Annotated in this window: 15 protein-coding genes, 1 CRISPR repeat array and 2 riboswitches; of the genes, 5 read left to right on the top strand and 10 right to left on the bottom strand. The window is 61.2% G+C overall.

What is annotated here, in order from left to right:
* Positions 1–181: 181 nt before the first annotated feature.
* From cas2 to J3481_RS02485, 9 genes are all read right to left on the bottom strand, one after another.
* Entirely contained in the window at positions 182–472 is a 291-nt protein-coding gene (gene cas2, locus J3481_RS02525) for a CRISPR-associated endonuclease Cas2 (protein ID WP_206832543.1), read from the bottom strand.
* A gap of 11 nt (positions 473–483) precedes the next feature.
* Positions 484–1,524, bottom strand: coding sequence for a type I-C CRISPR-associated endonuclease Cas1c (cas1c, locus tag J3481_RS02520; RefSeq protein ID WP_206832544.1), 1,041 nt, complete (start codon positions 1,522–1,524; stop codon positions 484–486).
* Positions 1,512–2,147: a CRISPR-associated protein Cas4 gene (cas4, locus tag J3481_RS02515; RefSeq protein WP_206832545.1), complete on the bottom strand. Its 636-nt coding sequence runs from the start codon at positions 2,145–2,147 to the stop codon at positions 1,512–1,514. Before cas4 ends, cas1c begins: the two co-directional genes overlap by 13 nt.
* A 479-nt stretch (positions 2,148–2,626) precedes the next feature.
* Positions 2,627–4,869: a CRISPR direct-repeat array (repeat unit 37 nt; unit sequence CTTGTTCCGCCGAGATCGTCGGCGGCCCCATTGAAGC).
* A 175-nt stretch (positions 4,870–5,044) separates the two neighbouring features.
* Positions 5,045–6,766, bottom strand: a complete 1,722-nt coding sequence (gene thiC / locus J3481_RS02510; protein WP_206832551.1) for a phosphomethylpyrimidine synthase ThiC — start codon at positions 6,764–6,766, stop codon at positions 5,045–5,047.
* A 167-nt stretch (positions 6,767–6,933) separates the two neighbouring features.
* Positions 6,934–7,045: riboswitch (TPP riboswitch) on the bottom strand.
* A gap of 113 nt (positions 7,046–7,158) precedes the next feature.
* The gene (locus tag J3481_RS02505) at positions 7,159–8,628 is read right to left on the bottom strand and encodes a purine-cytosine permease family protein (protein ID WP_206832546.1); all 1,470 of its coding nucleotides are present in this window, start codon (positions 8,626–8,628) and stop codon (positions 7,159–7,161) included.
* 161 nt (positions 8,629–8,789) lie between these two features.
* A riboswitch (purine riboswitch) is annotated at positions 8,790–8,892 on the bottom strand.
* Between the two features lie 78 nt (positions 8,893–8,970).
* The gene (locus J3481_RS02500; protein WP_206832547.1) at positions 8,971–9,762 is read right to left on the bottom strand and encodes a COG4705 family protein; all 792 of its coding nucleotides are present in this window, start codon (positions 9,760–9,762) and stop codon (positions 8,971–8,973) included.
* Positions 9,763–9,841: 79 nt separating this feature from the next.
* Positions 9,842–10,654, bottom strand: coding sequence for a Dam family site-specific DNA-(adenine-N6)-methyltransferase (locus J3481_RS02495; RefSeq protein ID WP_206832548.1), 813 nt, complete (start codon positions 10,652–10,654; stop codon positions 9,842–9,844).
* Positions 10,655–10,792: 138 nt separating this feature from the next.
* Positions 10,793–10,996, bottom strand: coding sequence for a heavy-metal-associated domain-containing protein (locus J3481_RS02490; RefSeq protein WP_206832549.1), 204 nt, complete (start codon positions 10,994–10,996; stop codon positions 10,793–10,795).
* Between the two features lie 41 nt (positions 10,997–11,037).
* On the bottom strand, positions 11,038–11,337 hold the full coding sequence (locus tag J3481_RS02485) for a metal-sensitive transcriptional regulator (RefSeq protein WP_328702140.1): 300 nt from the start codon (positions 11,335–11,337) through the stop codon (positions 11,038–11,040).
* 816 nt (positions 11,338–12,153) lie between these two features.
* On the opposite strand from J3481_RS02485, the gene J3481_RS02480 reads away from it, so the two are divergent.
* The 3 genes from J3481_RS02480 to J3481_RS02470 are packed head-to-tail and all read left to right on the top strand — an operon-like array spanning position 12,154 to position 13,934.
* A complete protein-coding gene (locus J3481_RS02480) occupies positions 12,154–13,110 on the top strand; it encodes an Asp23/Gls24 family envelope stress response protein (protein ID WP_206830548.1) in 957 nt (318 codons plus the stop codon).
* Positions 13,111–13,126: 16 nt separating this feature from the next.
* Positions 13,127–13,687 carry an alkaline shock response membrane anchor protein AmaP gene (gene amaP / locus J3481_RS02475; RefSeq protein WP_236011012.1) on the top strand — a complete coding sequence of 187 codons (561 nt, stop codon included), beginning with the start codon at positions 13,127–13,129 and terminating at the stop codon, positions 13,685–13,687.
* On the top strand, positions 13,680–13,934 hold the full coding sequence (locus J3481_RS02470; RefSeq protein ID WP_206830550.1) for a DUF2273 domain-containing protein: 255 nt from the start codon (positions 13,680–13,682) through the stop codon (positions 13,932–13,934). Before amaP ends, J3481_RS02470 begins: the two co-directional genes overlap by 8 nt.
* A 63-nt stretch (positions 13,935–13,997) precedes the next feature.
* Here the strand turns inward: J3481_RS02470 and J3481_RS02465 are convergent, their stop codons facing one another.
* The gene (locus tag J3481_RS02465) at positions 13,998–14,372 is read right to left on the bottom strand and encodes an Asp23/Gls24 family envelope stress response protein (RefSeq protein ID WP_206830551.1); all 375 of its coding nucleotides are present in this window, start codon (positions 14,370–14,372) and stop codon (positions 13,998–14,000) included.
* Between the two features lie 189 nt (positions 14,373–14,561).
* On the opposite strand from J3481_RS02465, the gene J3481_RS02460 reads away from it, so the two are divergent.
* Both J3481_RS02460 and J3481_RS02455 read left to right on the top strand, forming a co-directional pair.
* The gene (locus J3481_RS02460) at positions 14,562–15,056 is read left to right on the top strand and encodes an Lrp/AsnC family transcriptional regulator (protein ID WP_206830552.1); all 495 of its coding nucleotides are present in this window, start codon (positions 14,562–14,564) and stop codon (positions 15,054–15,056) included.
* Positions 15,053–16,234 carry an aminotransferase class I/II-fold pyridoxal phosphate-dependent enzyme gene (locus J3481_RS02455; protein WP_206830553.1) on the top strand — a complete coding sequence of 394 codons (1,182 nt, stop codon included), beginning with the start codon at positions 15,053–15,055 and terminating at the stop codon, positions 16,232–16,234. The genes J3481_RS02460 and J3481_RS02455 overlap by 4 nt, the downstream gene beginning before the upstream one ends.
* Positions 16,235–16,252: the final 18 nt, after the last annotated feature.

The raw sequence follows: 16,252 nt of genomic DNA, 5'->3' as shown, positions 1-16,252 counted from the left end.
ACCCCGCGGCCGCGCGTTCGAGTCCTGTGTAGCGAGCGTCGTTGATCTTTGTTGTGACAAAGCCTTCCCGACGTTGGTAAGGTTCACTTTTCCAAATGATCGGCCATCACCTTCTACAAACCGATGTAAGGATCAACCGGACACGCCCGTTGTGTCGCCTCCCCATCCCTCGTTGCGCTCCCTATACCGTCCAGGGCTCGTCGAACTGCAGCCCAAGGTTTCGTCCCAACACGACCAAGTGGTTCTTGCTGAAGTCGTGCGTTCGATAAATGCGAACGCTGTCCTCATCGCGGCGAATCACATCCCCCAACCGGTGCACGAGCTCCACGTATCTCACCTCGTCCAACATGCATTCGAACACGGATTTTTGGACGCGCTGCCCATACCCCTCACATGCCTGTGCCACGCGGCGCAGCCGCTTTTGCCCTTCGCGGGTGTCGGTCGCGATATCGTAGGTGACCACGTAGTACATCCTCCAACCTCCTATCCCCGGTAGAGAAACGGCGTGTAGCCAGGCCCCTGCGAGCGGATGGCGCGAGCCAACAGCCTCGCTTGCACGTCCAGCAACCGACCGTACTGCACAGGCTGCTTCAAAAATGGGTGCTCGATTTCGACCTGTTTTCGCCTGTCCCATTCCGAAAACAGGACCTTGCGGCCCGTCTCCCCAAGCTCAATGCCGCCGCCCGGCAACCGTTCAAAGTCGTCGGGTTGGAGCTGCCGGCGATTCAGCAGAGACAACATCACGCGATCCGCCAAGATCGGCCGCATTTCTTCCACGAGGTCAAGGGCGAGCGACGGGCGGCCCGGGCGCAAAGTGTGCAGAAATCCAATCTGCGGATCCAGCCCGACGCCCAGCAGCGAGCTTTCCGCGTCTCGCGTGAGCAAAGCGTAGAGAAACGACAGGACAGCGTTCACCGGATCGCGCGGCGGACGGCGAGATCGCCCGTCAAACGTGAAGTTCTCCCGCACGCTTGGGGAGAGCAGATGGCGTAGAGCCGCAAAGTAGCCGCGCGCACACACGCCTTCGATCCCGCGCACCTCATCAGGGTGCGAAGCATTTGGAAGTTTACGGAGTTGAACGGCGAGATCGTCAGCGACATCGCGGCAGAGGGCGCGATCGGCGGGATCTGCGACGTCGCGAGAAGCCTTGAGGATCAGCTGTCGCTGATTGTGGATCTTCCCAGCGACGATCGCGCGCATGATGGCAAGCGATTTTTCCGGCGATCGGCTCGCCTCGTGCTGGGAGGCGCGCAGGAGGACGTTGCCAGACATGCGGCCTTCAATTCGATACAGGAATCGCCCGCCGCGCGTCATGCGCACGACGGCCCGGCCATCAGCGGCGCACCGCTCCAACAGCGGCCCGGTGAAGGATACCCGGCCGATCCCGACGATGGACTCGATCATGTGCACAGGTACGCGCGCGAGCGTCTCACCTTCCAGCGTGACCAGGACGGTGTCCTGATGAATGCGCACCACGGCGCCATCGCGCTGCACGAAGAGCGTCTTCAGCATCACGGGCGGCATGGAACTTCACCTCCGAGGTCTTGCTCGATGATTTTCCACACAATGGCATCCGAACGCAACTTGCTCCATTTCGGCAAGCATGCAGGCTGCAGTGAGCAGTGCACGCAACGCCGATCCGCCACCGGCGGTGGCACCTCATTCTGTTGGAGCATCTCCCGAACCCTCGCGATGACCTCGAGCGTCTCCGCACGGAGTGCATCGTCGATGAGAAGACGCGATCGGCGATGGCTATGAATGTGAAAGATGGCTCCTTCACGCACGGGTATGTTGAACATTTCCTCAAGGCAAAGAGCCTGGGCACAGAGCTGAATCTGCTGGGCACGACTCCGTCGCGCTTTGCCGCGCTTGAATTCGATGGGATAGGGGACGTCGCCATGCCATTCCACTGCATCGCAGCGGCCGATGAGCCCGAGTTTCTCTGACCAAACGCGCAACCCAGTGACGACCTTGTGTCCCCTGGAGGAGAAGACGTGATCCTCATCGACGCGCCGGTGCAAGAGATGTCCGTTTGTGGTAAGTTCGTTTGTCAGAAACGTTTGTTCGACATGAATCAGCGCGCATTGTCGCGGACAGTAGGCGTAGTGCTCCAGTGCAGAAATGGGAATGAGCCAATCGTCCTCCACGCCCGATTCCTCCCTTTGGCATTCCATTCCTTCTGCGTCGAGGTGCGCGGGCGACCCGCGCAGGACGCCGTAATTTTAGAGCGGAAGCGAGCCCGCTCAACCCTCGCGACGCTTGCAAGAATGGTGATAGAATCAGCATGGCCCATCGCGCAGGGCTCTATACGGCTTTCTGAGAAGCTTCGTGAGCGACGGAGAATGGGGCAAGACATCGAGCAGAAGCTAATGGTTGCTCGGCGATGAAGCGCCGAATTGACGTGCCTGCGACTTTCATGCCGAGATGGGTATGCGTTGCGCGAACCTCAATCGATGGCGAAAGTGCGGGGGGTTCGCGAAAACCGAAAATTGCGCGCCAGGACTGGATTTTTGCGCTCGCGGAGGTTATGATGAGAGCAGTTGCGAGGGGTTCAGAGCGCGGGTCAGGGATAGGTTCGCGTTTTTCGCCCGGAAAGCCGCGTCTGGCGCGGCCTCAGGAAAGAAGCCTTGTTCCGCCGAGATCGTCGGCGGCCCCATTGAAGCATCGCGTCACTGCCCCGTCCGCTGGTCGTCTTTACCTTGTTCCGCCGAGATCGTCGGCGGCCCCATTGAAGCTTCGACAGAGGTTTCCCTCTGAAGGACCAGTGTTTCTTGTTCCGCCGAGATCGTCGGCGGCCCCATTGAAGCCGGGTGACGTAGCCACCCATAGATCGTAGTTCGGCTGGAGGGCTTGTTCCGCCGAGATCGTCGGCGGCCCCATTGAAGCCGGTCCCGAACGTTGATGAGCCATTGGAGTGCGACACCTTGTTCCGCCGAGATCGTCGGCGGCCCCATTGAAGCTACGTTGACCACATGCCAATGTATTCCTATCTAAACTTGTTCCGCCGAGATCGTCGGCGGCCCCATTGAAGCCGGCGGCGGTAGTTCTTCCACGATTTGGACGCGTGGACTTGTTCCGCCGAGATCGTCGGCGGCCCCATTGAAGCGCTGAACGGGATGTGATGCAAAGTCGGCGCGATAGCCTTGTTCCGCCGAGATCGTCGGCGGCCCCATTGAAGCTGGCTATCGCTCAACGCCATCCGTCGTTCAAAGGCCCTTGTTCCGCCGAGATCGTCGGCGGCCCCATTGAAGCACGAGACGCGGGAGAAAGCGCTGAACATCGCGCTGAACTTGTTCCGCCGAGATCGTCGGCGGCCCCATTGAAGCAGGAATTTCTTCGACGTCATAAACAAGCAGCCATCACCTTGTTCCGCCGAGATCGTCGGCGGCCCCATTGAAGCCCCAGAGTTCGATATACAGTCGCTCAATGTACCGACTTGTTCCGCCGAGATCGTCGGCGGCCCCATTGAAGCTGCCCATAATATCGAGCATTTTCAACGTCATCCGGATCTTGTTCCGCCGAGATCGTCGGCGGCCCCATTGAAGCGTCCGAGAGTCGAGGGCCTGCAGTGGACGCGCGCTGATGCTTGTTCCGCCGAGATCGTCGGCGGCCCCATTGAAGCCGTTCGCATTTTTCCGACAAAGGGCGACAAATATGACAAACTTGTTCCGCCGAGATCGTCGGCGGCCCCATTGAAGCCACCCGCTTCAGAAATCTGGTGTAAGTCCGAGGAAAACTTGTTCCGCCGAGATCGTCGGCGGCCCCATTGAAGCTAGTAGCCTTGGTAGAAATAGGATTGTCCATTCACGGCTTGTTCCGCCGAGATCGTCGGCGGCCCCATTGAAGCCGCTGCCCCTGCTTGAGCAACAAGGGTGGAAACGACTTGTTCCGCCGAGATCGTCGGCGGCCCCATTGAAGCCTCGCCTTCGAGGTAGGCCCGGAGCACGTTCAGCTTGTTCCGCCGAGATCGTCGGCGGCCCCATTGAAGCTCGCACGAGAGACTCCGGCAGGCTGGCATACCTGGGGAAACTTGTTCCGCCGAGATCGTCGGCGGCCCCATTGAAGCTCAACCGCCTCGCGGATGTCGACTATCCGACCTCCCTTGTTCCGCCGAGATCGTCGGCGGCCCCATTGAAGCTTGATCGCTTCGTGCAGGTCCCCGCCGTGCGCCACGTCTTGTTCCGCCGAGATCGTCGGCGGCCCCATTGAAGCAATGGAATATACATGGAAAAGGCCGCCCGAGGGCGCTTGTTCCGCCGAGATCGTCGGCGGCCCCATTGAAGCTGTTTCTCAGCAGGGCAAGGCTGTTGCCTTCGTCCGCTTGTTCCGCCGAGATCGTCGGCGGCCCCATTGAAGCCGCGACGGCCATGGGTTATTTGACGCCCATCCTACCTTGTTCCGCCGAGATCGTCGGCGGCCCCATTGAAGCTCAACCGCCTCGCGGATGTCGACTATCCGACCTCCCTTGTTCCGCCGAGATCGTCGGCGGCCCCATTGAAGCTAGAGGCCGGGGAGTTGCAAGTTGGTAGCAATCCTGCCTTGTTCCGCCGAGATCGTCGGCGGCCCCATTGAAGCCCAAGGCCGCAATGGACGCCCGCAATCCATGCACCCTTGTTCCGCCGAGATCGTCGGCGGCCCCATTGAAGCTACCAACATACTATCATCCTCCCATTGAATTGAACTTGTTCCGCCGAGATCGTCGGCGGCCCCATTGAAGCATGTAAAGCTCCAATTGTGCGATTGTCCACGTTGCACGCCTTGTTCCGCCGAGATCGTCGGCGGCCCCATTGAAGCAAGCGGTGGGTCACGCATGAGGTTTTGCCCTCCATTCGCTTGTTCCGCCGAGACCGTCGGCGGCCCCACTGAAGCGATGGCCAACAATACCATCCGTACCCCATAGGACGGGAGTTGATCCACCGAGACGTTGGCGCATTGAAGTGTCCGCTGGCATCCTTGGCAATCTCACGAAGTCCACCGCCCGGCGCCCCAGCCCCATCTAAAAAGGCCGCTCCGCATCGGAACGGCCTTTCTATGCAAACCCATCTCACCGATAGACGTCTCCCCCGCCGGCCCGAAACGCCTCCGCCTTCTCGCGCATGCCTTCGGCAATCACCTCCTCAAGCGCCAGCCCGTGCTCTTGTGCGTACGCGCGTATGTCCTGCGTGATCCGCATGCTGCAGAACTTCGGCCCGCACATGGAGCAGAAGTGCGCGGTCTTCGCAGGCTCCGCCGGCAGCGTTTCGTCGTGAAAGCTTTCGGCCCTGACGGGATCGAGCGCCAGGTGGAATTGGTCGCGCCAGCGGAATTCAAAGCGCGCCTTCGACAGCGCATCGTCCCACTGCTGCGCTCGCGGGTGGCCCTTGGCCACATCGGCGGCGTGCGCGGCGATTTTATACGCGATCACGCCCTCCTTCACATCGTCCCGGTTTGGCAGCCCAAGGTGTTCCTTGGGTGTGACATAGCACAGCATCGCCGTGCCGTGCCACGCGATCATCGCCGCACCGATGGCCGATGTGATGTGATCGTAGCCCGGCGCGATGTCTGTCACGATGGGCCCGAGGGTGTAAAACGGTGCGTCGTGACAGAGTTCACGCTCGCGCACGACGTTCTCCTCAATCAAATGCATCGGAATGTGCCCGGGGCCCTCAATCATCACCTGAACGTCGTGCGCCCACGCGCGCTTCGTCAACTCCCCGAGCGTCTCGAGCTCCGCGAACTGGGCTTCGTCGTTCGCATCGGCAATCGATCCCGGCCTCAGGCCATCGCCTAGCGAAATGGAAACGTCGTACGCGGCCAGAATCTCGCAGATCTCGTCGAAGTGCGTGTAGAGAAAGTTTTCTTCGTGGTGAGCCAGACACCATGCGGCCATGATCGATCCGCCGCGCGACACGATGCCTGTGACGCGATTGACCGTGAGCGGGATGTACCGCAGCAATACGCCCGCATGGATGGTAAAATAATCGACGCCTTGCTCCGCCTGCTCGATGAGCGTGTCTCGATACACTTCCCACGACAGATCCGGAATGCTCCCGCCCACCTTCTCCAGCGCCTGATAGATGGGCACCGTTCCGATGGGCACGGGTGAGTTGCGCAGGACCCACTCGCGCGTCTCGTGGATGTGCCTGCCCGTCGACAGGTCCATCACCGTGTCGGCGCCCCACAGGATGGCCCAGCGCATCTTCTCAACTTCTTCCTCAAGCGAGGACGACACAATGGAGTTCCCGATATTGGCATTCACCTTCACGTGAAACTTTCGCCCGATGATCATGGGCTCCAATTCCGGGTGGTTGATGTTGGCCGGAATGATGGCCCGTCCGCTCGCCACCTCCTGGCGAACAAACTCTGGGTCCATCCCTTCGCGTATGGCCACGAACTCCATTTCGGGCGTGACAATACCTCGCTTCGCGTAGTGCATCTGCGTGACGATCCGGCCGGGTTTCGCGCGCCGGGCTTTACGGCGGAAAGGGAGGAGCGTCGGATCCACGTCGGCCGGCCGAGTCGGTTCTTTCCACTCGGTGTCTCCGCGCTCGTCGATCCACGTCGCGCGAAGTGCCGGAAGTCCTCTGCGCGGATCCACTTCGACATCCGGATCCGTATACGGACCGCTGGTGTCATACACGCGAAGTGGAGCGTTTTCTCGAAACCCGGAAGACGTGCGCGTGGGCTCCAATTCGACTTCTCGCATGGGGACGCGTAAATCCGGCCGCGAACCGAAGACGTACACCTTTCGGCTCGAGGGAAAATACGGGGCATAACCTGTGCTCATCACGATTTACCCTCCTCGTACGGGAGGGGCGGATGGGGCGCCCAATTGCCCTGACCTTTGGGGATGATTCGCAGGGGGTTCCCGGCCTTCGCACGACAGGACAAGCGTCGGCGCGACGCTGAACGCCCGCATACTGGACCTGTCGCACAAGCATCCTGTTGTCGGCGTCTGCACGGAATAAGGGTCCCTACGCTGGCATTACCCAGATCAGGTTCAACGGTCGGCAGCTCCATAGCCGCCCTCTCAGCCCGGTGACACCGAGCTCCCGTGTGTGCAGATTTCATGTTCATCATAGGACTTGTATGCAGCAGGAGCAAGTCACATTCTGAAAGCTTGGAGAATACAAAAAGGCCGCGCACGGAACTCGCGCGCGACCCAAGTGGATGCTACGCTTACGAAGCCTTGGCCTCTACCTTGCGCGCATTCGCGCGTTCACCTCGAGGAGAGATGAGGAGATAGACAATGCCCGTCACAATGGGCGCGGCATATGCAGAGACATCCGCACCGCCGAACCAAGCGTTGGTCAAAGGGCTCTGCCAAAGGGCGCTGTTGACCGAGAGGAAGGTAGCCGCTGCGCCGATGACAAACGCCACGAGCGCGCGCCAGTTGAATCCGCCCTGATACCAGTACACGGACGTCGGAGAGGTATCGACGAGATCGTCCGCCGCGTAACGACCGCGCACGACAAAGTGATGCACGATATAAATGGCCGCCCAAGGACCCATCACCGTGATCATGAGGTCCAAAAAGTTCTCAAAGAAGTCCACGAAGTTATTGGAGAAGAACAACGCGTAGATGCCGATGGCCGTGCAGATGGCGCCGTCCAGCGCGACGGCGAAGTGGCGCTTGAGCCGGATGCCCATCGACAAGAAGCTCATGCCAGAGCTGTAGGCATTCAGATAGTTGGCGCAGACGTCGCCGAGCACCACCACGATGAGAAACGGAATGGCCGCCCACTCGGGGATGGCCTTCGCGATGGCCATGACGGGGTTTTCCGAGAAGGCCTTGGCGTTGATCATGGTCCCGAGCACGACGCCGAGACCCATCATGATGAAGTTGGCAAGGCCACCTCCCAGGAAAGTTGCCCAAACCATGCGGCTCGTCTTCGTGTCCTTCGGCAAATAGCGAGAATAATCGGCTGCGAAGTTGGCCCAACCGTAGAACGTGCTGGCGAGTCCCACGGAGAGCGCGAGCAGGAAGGTCGGAAACACCCCGTGCGCGGCCAGCGCGCTCGCGGGCGGATTGAAGTTCCACTTCACGTCGGGCAGGACCGCAAAGAGCACGAGGACCGTGCAGGCGGCCAGCACGATGGCCAACACCCTCTGCATCACGACCAGGGTCGCGTGGCCGAGGATGGGCACCAAATAGGTCAGGAACAAGGTGAGGACGAGCGCCACGAGCGTGGGACCGACACCTGTCGACGGCAAACCGATGTACTGGGCCAGGCTCAGCATCGCCCAAACGGTGAGGACCATCGTGACGCTCTCCCACCCGACGGCTGTGAACCAGCTGAAGAAGGCCGGAATCTTGCCGCCGTGCACGCCGAACGCTGCGCGAGAGATGGTAAGCGTCACCGTGCCGGCGCGCGGGCCGGTGGCGACGTAGAGCCCCAGCGCGGCGAAGGAGATGGAGCACAGGAGAACGACGATGAGGCTCTCCCACACGTTCAGGCCAAACACGCCCGTGAACAGCTGTCCCGTCACGACGCCGGTAAACGTGAGCACCGCCGCAAACCACACGTAGAACAATTCGCGCGGCATACCGTGCCGATGATGTTCCGCAATGATGCCGTTTCCCTCGGTTTCGAGCCGAAACGCCTCGTCGACCTGCGCCGTTTGACGAAGCTCGTTTGCGGTGGCCATGAGCCGAACTCCCCCTTTTTGGTGATGAAAAACAGAAAAGACCTCGGGCGACCGAACCGACCGGTTCGTTTCGCCATGAGGCCGTTGGCGGAGAGATCGGGCACGCGCCGCCCGCGGACGAGCCCTGCTCGACGGCTCACCCTGGGACAGCTGGTGGCTCCGCTCTATCACAACGGCCTCGTAGCGCAAGCGATTCTCGGTCGCTTGGTAGAGACTGCCGAGCCATATTCCCGGCATTATACGAGGCCTTTTAGATTCCATGCCTAGTGTATCGAGCGATGAGGCGCGAATCAATGGAAGTTATCTTACGCAAGCGGTCAAACGGACACGTTTGTGCAATTGTTACAAATTCGACACGAGCGGTTGGTTGGGCTGATCTTTGGACGTGATCGTCAAATAGGCCACAAGCGCGACGATGCATGCGGTGGTGGCAAGCGCCACAAGGCCGCGCCCGAGGCCGAGTCCGCCATACGCCTTCTCGACGCCAAGCCAATCCGCGAACGATGCGCCAAGCGGCCTCGTCATGACATAGGAGAACCAAAAGGCGAAGATTTCATTCATCCCGCCCCAACGCTTGAGGAGAAAGGGCGCGCCGAACAGCGCGATGAAGAGAATCCCGGACGCCAAATAGCCGAGGTGGAGCGTGGTGGCGGTCATGTCGCCGCAGGCCGTGCCCATGGCGAACGTGGCGAGAACCGCCGCCCAGTAAAACAGCTCGCGCCGCCTGGTCACGATGCTGTGGATGTCGAGTGTGCGCTCTGTGCGGTACCAGGTGATGAACACGGCCGCGAGAAGGAGAGCGAACGCCGTGGTCGAAGCCCAGTACGGAACGCCGAGCACGATGTGAATGGCATCCGCGACCATGGTGCCAAACACGGCTACCATGGTGACGAACGTCCAATAAATGTACGGAACATACCGCTTGGCCCGGAATTGAAGCCAAAACGAAACGGCGAACGCGGCCGCGCCGAGGAAGACCGCCGCAAACTTGTTCATGTGAAGGACCAGGAAATCCGACGTCGCCTCGCCCATCGCGGTCGTGAACAGCTTCACGACCCAAAACCACACGGTGATCTCCGGCACCTTGCTGACCAAAGGCCGGACGCGCCGCGTACTTACGCGCGCAGTGGACATGCCCATCCCTCCTGAGTGCGCACCGAAATGGGGCCACTTCGACGCCCAAGCAGATGGACGTCGCCACGGCGAAACAGGTTCAACGCGCTCGCGGCGCAAACAGCGCGAGGACCTCGGGCGCATATCCGCGCCGGGCGCCTTGGCAGCTGATGGCTCGCCGGACCTGAAGCTGTCGACATTCGGCGCGGCGGTACGCCCGCTCCGTAAACGGCGTCAGGTGGTTGGAGACGAGCACGGGGATCCCTCGCTCCGCGAGTTCTTCCGCGATTCGGGCGAGATCGCGCTGTTCCGCTTCTCCGAACCCCTGGGCCGCGTACTGGCGAAAGTTGGCCGTCTTCGACAGCGGCACATAGGGCGGATCGCAGTACACCACGTCGCCCGGCTCGGCCATGCGCATCACTTCACGAAAATCGACGCACAGGAACTGGGCGCGCTTGGCCTTCTCGCAAAAATGTCGCATCTCGCGCTCGGGAAAGTAGGGCCGCTTGTACCGGCCAAAGGGCACGTTGAAGCGGCCTTCCGCGTTGTACCGGCAGAGCCCGTTGTATCCATGGCGGTTCAGATAGACGAAGAGGGCGGCGCGCCGCACCGGATCGCGCGAAGCGTTGAACTCGTCCCGCAGGGCATAGTATGCCTCCGGGCTGTTGTTTTCGGGCACGAAGAGCGTTCGGCACGCCTCGATAAACGCCTCTCCAAGCTGACTCAGCACGCGATACAGGGCGATCACGTCCGCATTGATGTCCGACAGCACGTACGCGTCGTAGGACGTGTTCAGAAACACCGCCCCCGAGCCCACGAACGGCTCGATGAGCCGTCTGCCGGGCGGCAGCGCGCGTTGAATGTGGGGAAGGAGGCGATACTTGCCCCCCGCCCACTTCAAAAAGGGCTTCATGCACGCCGCCTCCCCTCACGGCCGCGCGCGGCGGCTCGTCTTCACTGCTATTCTAAACGGAGCCGGATCCGCCGTCTACCGCAAGAGGAAATGGAGATCGATCTCGGCCAAGGAGTGGATCGCAGCCGGTCGAGCGGCTCATTCCACGTCGTACCCCGCCTCTTCGACAGCCTCGCGAAGGGCGGATGCCGGCGTGGCATCGGCGTGCGTGACGACAGCCTCCCCCTTCTCGAGGCTCACGTCCACCTGGGACACGCCTTCCACCGCACTCAAGGCGCGCGTCACCGAGCGAACACAGCCCTCGCAGGTCATGCGTTTGACGCGCAAGGTCGTGATGGCCATTCAGGTCACCTCCTCTCGATCGCGCCCTTTGGAATTTCCGCTCATAGCTTGGTGAACTGGCGCAAGACCTGAATGAGTTCGTCCACCTTTTCTTCCTCGCGATCTCGCTCGCGCAGCGCGTCCGCCACGCAACCCCGCGTGTGCGATTCGAGGATGGACAAACCCACCTGATGCAGCGCGCTCTTGACGGCCGCAATCTGCACCAGGATGTCGACGCAGTAGCGCCCGTCCTCCACCATCTTCTGCAGTCCCCGCACCTGACCCTCAATCCGGCGCAGGCGGCGGAGCAGGTCAGCCTTCATGGGTTCGTAACTGTGCGCGTGTGTGCGTGACTCCTCCACGTCTCACCCTCCGTCAACCACAGGCTCTTTTCCACCCGCACGGCTTTCAGGTGGCGACTCCCCTGTGTATTTTACCAAACCCCTGTATGGTATACCCGCCGCTTCGGGCGTCACCCGCCGTCATCCATCACCCGCCGTCATCCATCACCCGCCGTCATCCATCATCCGCCGTCATCCATCATCCGCCGTCATCCATCATCCGCCGTCATCCATCATCCGCCGTCATCCATCATCCGCCGTCATCCATCATCCGCTTTCATTGGCCGCTTCGCGACGCCCGTCGCTTTCGCCGCCCTCTGCGACTTTGCCGCCCTCTGCGACGTCGCGGCGCCCTCCGATTTCGCTACCCTCATCGACCGCATTCGCGAGATGTCGACAGCCACGGCTTGTCCTTGCCCGCGGGATGGGTTATGCTGGTGTCAGAATTCCACCATCGTTAAGTCATCCGCACAAACCGTGAGACGGTCCTCGCCGTCGGCGTCTCAGCGCACCTATCGAATCGAATCCCCTCCATCACGCGACATCCAGAACCATCCCAGGAACCTTGTCAGCGCGATCAGCCGCTCGGCCCTTGCCTAAGCGCGGAAGCGCCAAAAGCGAAGCCAGAAAAGATGCATTTACACAACATGTATATCTATACAAATTGAATAGATTTGATTCGATTATTTCCTTTTTATCAATCATTTGATACAATCGCACACAAACGAAATTCCTCCGAAAGGGCGGTGGATGACTTTCCCCGGTCAACGGTCGCAGATCGAATCTTCTGCATCGAGCGACGGACGAGATCGACCCGTATGAAGGAGGATGAGGCGAATGGCGAACTTGGAGTACACGCTCGCCGAAAGCGGCACGATTCACATCGCGGAGGAGGTCATCCAGACCATTGCAGGCGTCGCCCTGTCGGAGATCGACGGCGCGGCCAAGGTGGCGGGTTCGACCGTGAGCGGATTGGCGGAACAGATCACCGGCCGGCGGAACCTGACGCGCGGCGTGAAGGTGGAGTTTTCCAACGAGTCGCAGGCGTGCACCCTGACGGCGCAGGTGGTCCTGCGGTATGGCGTGCGCATCCCCGAGGTGGCCGCCCGCATTCAGGAGCACATCCAGTCATCGGTGCAACAGTACACGGGACTTCGGGTAGACGCGGTTCACGTGCACGTCGTGGGGCTGTCGCTTCGGGACGACGACGATGAAAGCGAGGGATTCGGTTTGCCGGGCAAAGTATCCAACCTCATTCAGCAAAGCACGGAGTTTGTGAAGCAAGGTTACGACGCCGCGAGGACGAAAGTGCAGTCCGCGGCACAGGCCGCGAAGGAGACCACATCCGAGGCCGTCGTCACGGTGAAGGAAAAAACGCAACAGGTGTTGGAAGGCGCGGCGGATAAGGCGCAGCAGGGCGTGGAGGCCGTGAAACAGACGGCGCAATCCGCGTATGAGACGTCCAAAGGCGCTGCTTTGCAAGGCGCGGAAGCCGTGAAGGACGCCGCCTCGCGCACAGCGGAAGCTGCAAAGGAAGCAGCTCAGAAGGCTGCCGATGCGGCGAAGAGCGCGGTCGAGACCGCGAAAGACAAGGCCGGACTGAGCTCGGAGCCTTCTGCGGACGAGCGCGTGCGTGAGGCCAACGAGACGGTCAAGGAAGGCGTGGACTCCGCCAAGGAAGCCGTTCAGCGCGGATTGGAGCAAGCCAAACAGGCCGTTGAACGCGGCGCGGACGCGGCCAAGGAGGCGGCGGATAAGGCGGCCGATAAGGCACAGGACCAATTGCACGAGTGAACCGCCAAAGGGGGGAATGAAGGTGAATTGGTTTGATCGCGTGCTCCTTTTCATCCTGTCCGTCGTGGCCCTCGTGCTGGGCGTCGCTGTGGTGCTTGTCGGCGCGGCGGTTCCGATGGGCTGGGCCCAAATGGAGCTGACGCGGCAGCCCTACAACGTCGTCACGATGGTGGTGGGCGGGGTCACCGCCCTCATCGCCATCCGCTTTCTGTTCTTCCGGCGCCGCCGTCGCGACCCGAAGGTCGATTCCGTCATGGTCTCGGGCGATCACGGCCCCATCCGCATTGCCTACGACACGCTCATCCAGCTGGCGAATCGCCGGGGATCCCAACTTCGCGGCGTGTCCTCCTTTGAGACCGCCGTCCGCGAAGGACAGGGCGGCCTGATCCTGACCTTGCGCATGCGCGTCCTACCGGACATTGACATCGCCGCGCTCGCCAAGGAAGCGCAAAACGCGGTGAAAGCGTATCTGGAAGAGACGACGCGCGTGCCCGTGGAACGGGTTCTCGTGCAGATCACAGAACTCGGCGACGGCAACCGATCCATGAATCGCGTTTGGAGTGGTAGTGGTGCGTGAGACGCTGCGGGACGCCTGGGACTGGTTCGCATCTCTGCCTCATCGATATCATGGCCTGATCATCGGAATCGCGGTATGGATTGTCTGGATGATTGTGGGATTCTGGCGCATGGTGCTGCTCGCCGTGCTGATGGCGCTCTTCTACGGGCTTGGACGCCTGTGGGAACAAGAGGGTTCGTTTGCGGGCATTGCGGAGCGCCTGCTCACCCTGCTGGCCAACCGCAGGCGGCCTCGCGACGGCATGTGACCCAGACAGACAAACGCCGCCTGGCATCGCCCGGCGGCGTTTGTCCGTCCCATCGCAGCGCGGTCAGCGAGCCGCGTCCCCGAACTCCACGCCTTGGACGTACACGTGAATCTGGGCATTATCCATGCCAATGTAGCGATTCAAAGCATCCGCCACGCGTTCCTGGACGTTCACAGCCGTGTCATAGATGTTCACGCCATACTGTACGATGATGTACAGACCGACCTTGACGTCGTCGCCATTCGGCCCAATCTGCACGTCCACGCCCCGCTCGAGGTTCTCGCGCCGAAGCACCTCGTTCAGGCGGTCCATCACCTGGCGGCGAGGGGCCATGCCGGCCAACCCCGGGCACTCCAACGCAGCCATACCCGCAATCTTCGCGACGACTTCTTCCGCTATCTGCACCTTACCGAGGCTCGTCTCGACCGTCTTCGGCATCCTATCACTCCTACAGGATTCATACCTTTCCTCCAATGTACCATGTATTTCGACTTGTCGCAAAGGATTTTTCACCGATTTCAACCCAGCGCGCGTTCATCGAAATCTTCCGGCACATGCGGCAAAACTGTGCTACAATGAGAGGCACACGCAAATGCTGGCCATCCATGGGCCACAGAGGGGAATCTCATGAACGACGCGCTTCGCCTGAAGATCTGCGATCTCCTTCACGAAAACGCCAAGCTGAGTCCCGAAACCATCGCCCGCATGCTCGGCGAGACACCGGACGTGATCGAAGCGACCATCCGACAGCTCGAAGAGGAAAAGGTCATCCTGCGCTACTCGGCCGTGGTGAATTGGGAGAAGCTCCCCGTCAATCAGGTGACGGCCGTGATCGACGTCAAGGTGCTTCCGCAGCGCGAGGTGGGCTTCGACGCCATTGCGCGAAAGATTTATCGATTTGACGAAGTGAAATCCGTCGCGCTCATGTCCGGCGGGTACGATCTCCAGGTGACCGTCGTCGGGCGGGACATCCGCGAGGTATCGCGCTTTGTCTCCGAAAAGCTCGCGACCCTCGAAAACGTGACGTCCACCGCGACGCACTTCCTCCTCAAGACCTACAAGTCGGATGGCGTCATCTACGACGACACAGATGGAGAAAGGCGACTGATGATCACGCCATGAACACGCTGTATGACCGATTGTCGCCCGTCGTTCGCAACCTTCCCCCTTCCGGCATCCGCCGCTTTTTCGATCTCGCCAGTCAGATGCAGGATGTCATCTCGCTCGGGGTGGGCGAGCCCGACTTTGTGACGCCGTGGCACGTGCGCGAGGCCTGCATGTACTCGCTGGAACAGGGTTACACCACCTACACGCCCAATCGCGGGCTGCCGGAGTTGTGCGTCGAGATCGCCAAATATCTCACCAAGTTCGGACTGGCGTACGATCCGGCCGGCGAAATCCTCGTGACCGTCGGGGGCAGCGAAGCCATCGATCTGGCGCTTCGGGCGCTCGTCTGTCCGGGCGACGAGGTGATCATCCCTGTCCCCACCTACGTCAGCTACAAGCCGTGCGCGCTGCTCGCTGGCGCGGAGGTCGTCGAAGTGCCGACCTACGCCGAACACGGATTCCGGCTCACGGCCGAGGCGCTTGAACGGGCCATCTCGCCGCGGAGCAAGGTGCTCGTGCTCTGTTTCCCGAACAATCCGACCGGCGCAGTGATGGAGCGGGCGGATCTCGAGGCCATCGCGGACGTCGCCCTTCGCCACGACCTGTTTGTGGTGTCGGACGAAATTTACGCGGAACTCACCTACGGTGGCCACCACGTGAGCATCGCGGCGCTCCCGGGCATGCGCGACAGAACCGTGGTGGTCAGCGGCATGTCGAAGGCGTACGCCATGACGGGCTGGCGCATCGGCTACGCCGCCGGACCGGAGTACGTCATCTCGGCGATGCTCAAAATCCATCAATACACCATCATGTGCGCGCCGCACATGGCGCAGCGAGCCGCGCTCGAGGCGCTGCGGAACGGAGACAGCGAGCGGGATCGCATGGTGGAAAGCTACGACAGGCGGCGGAAGCTCATTGTGGCGGGCCTGAACGAAATCGGCTTGCCCTGCCATGAACCGCGCGGCGCGTTCTACGCGTTCCCCGACATCCGCCCGACCGGCCTCACCTCGGAGCAGTTCGCCGAGCGGCTCCTGCTCGAACAAGGGGTGGCCGTCGTGCCGGGCAACGTGTTTGGCGATCCCGGCGAGGGATTCGTGCGCTGTTCCTATGCCACGTCGGTGGAATTGATCGAAGAGGCGCTGCGAAGAATGCGGGCGTTTGTGCAGAACCTGTCGTATCACCCGGTCCGATAGCCGGGCCGCGTTACCGCC

It is taken from the genome of Alicyclobacillus fructus, from assembly GCF_017329605.1.
GTDB lineage: Bacteria > Bacillota > Bacilli > Alicyclobacillales > Alicyclobacillaceae > Alicyclobacillus > Alicyclobacillus fructus.
The sequence above is the reverse complement of the archived record's forward strand: the minus strand, read 5'-3'. Positions and strand labels throughout refer to the sequence as shown.

Bases quoted from the DNA above. Each gene is read 5' to 3' on its own strand.
- cas2 (WP_206832543.1), bottom strand. From the start codon at position 472: ATGTACTACGTGGTCACCTACGATATCGCGACCGACACCCGCGAAGGG.
- cas1c (WP_206832544.1), bottom strand. From the start codon at position 1,524: ATGCCGCCCGTGATGCTGAAGACGCTCTTCGTGCAGCGCGATGGCGCC.
- thiC (WP_206832551.1), bottom strand. From the start codon at position 6,766: ATGAGCACAGGTTATGCCCCGTATTTTCCCTCGAGCCGAAAGGTGTAC.
- J3481_RS02505 (WP_206832546.1), bottom strand. From the start codon at position 8,628: ATGGCCACCGCAAACGAGCTTCGTCAAACGGCGCAGGTCGACGAGGCG.
- J3481_RS02500 (WP_206832547.1), bottom strand. From the start codon at position 9,762: ATGTCCACTGCGCGCGTAAGTACGCGGCGCGTCCGGCCTTTGGTCAGC.
- J3481_RS02495 (WP_206832548.1), bottom strand. From the start codon at position 10,654: ATGAAGCCCTTTTTGAAGTGGGCGGGGGGCAAGTATCGCCTCCTTCCC.
- J3481_RS02490 (WP_206832549.1), bottom strand. From the start codon at position 10,996: ATGGCCATCACGACCTTGCGCGTCAAACGCATGACCTGCGAGGGCTGT.
- J3481_RS02480 (WP_206830548.1), top strand. From the start codon at position 12,154: ATGGCGAACTTGGAGTACACGCTCGCCGAAAGCGGCACGATTCACATC.
- amaP (WP_236011012.1), top strand. From the start codon at position 13,127: ATGAAGGTGAATTGGTTTGATCGCGTGCTCCTTTTCATCCTGTCCGTC.
- J3481_RS02465 (WP_206830551.1), bottom strand. From the start codon at position 14,372: ATGCCGAAGACGGTCGAGACGAGCCTCGGTAAGGTGCAGATAGCGGAA.
- J3481_RS02460 (WP_206830552.1), top strand. From the start codon at position 14,562: ATGAACGACGCGCTTCGCCTGAAGATCTGCGATCTCCTTCACGAAAAC.
- J3481_RS02455 (WP_206830553.1), top strand. From the start codon at position 15,053: ATGAACACGCTGTATGACCGATTGTCGCCCGTCGTTCGCAACCTTCCC.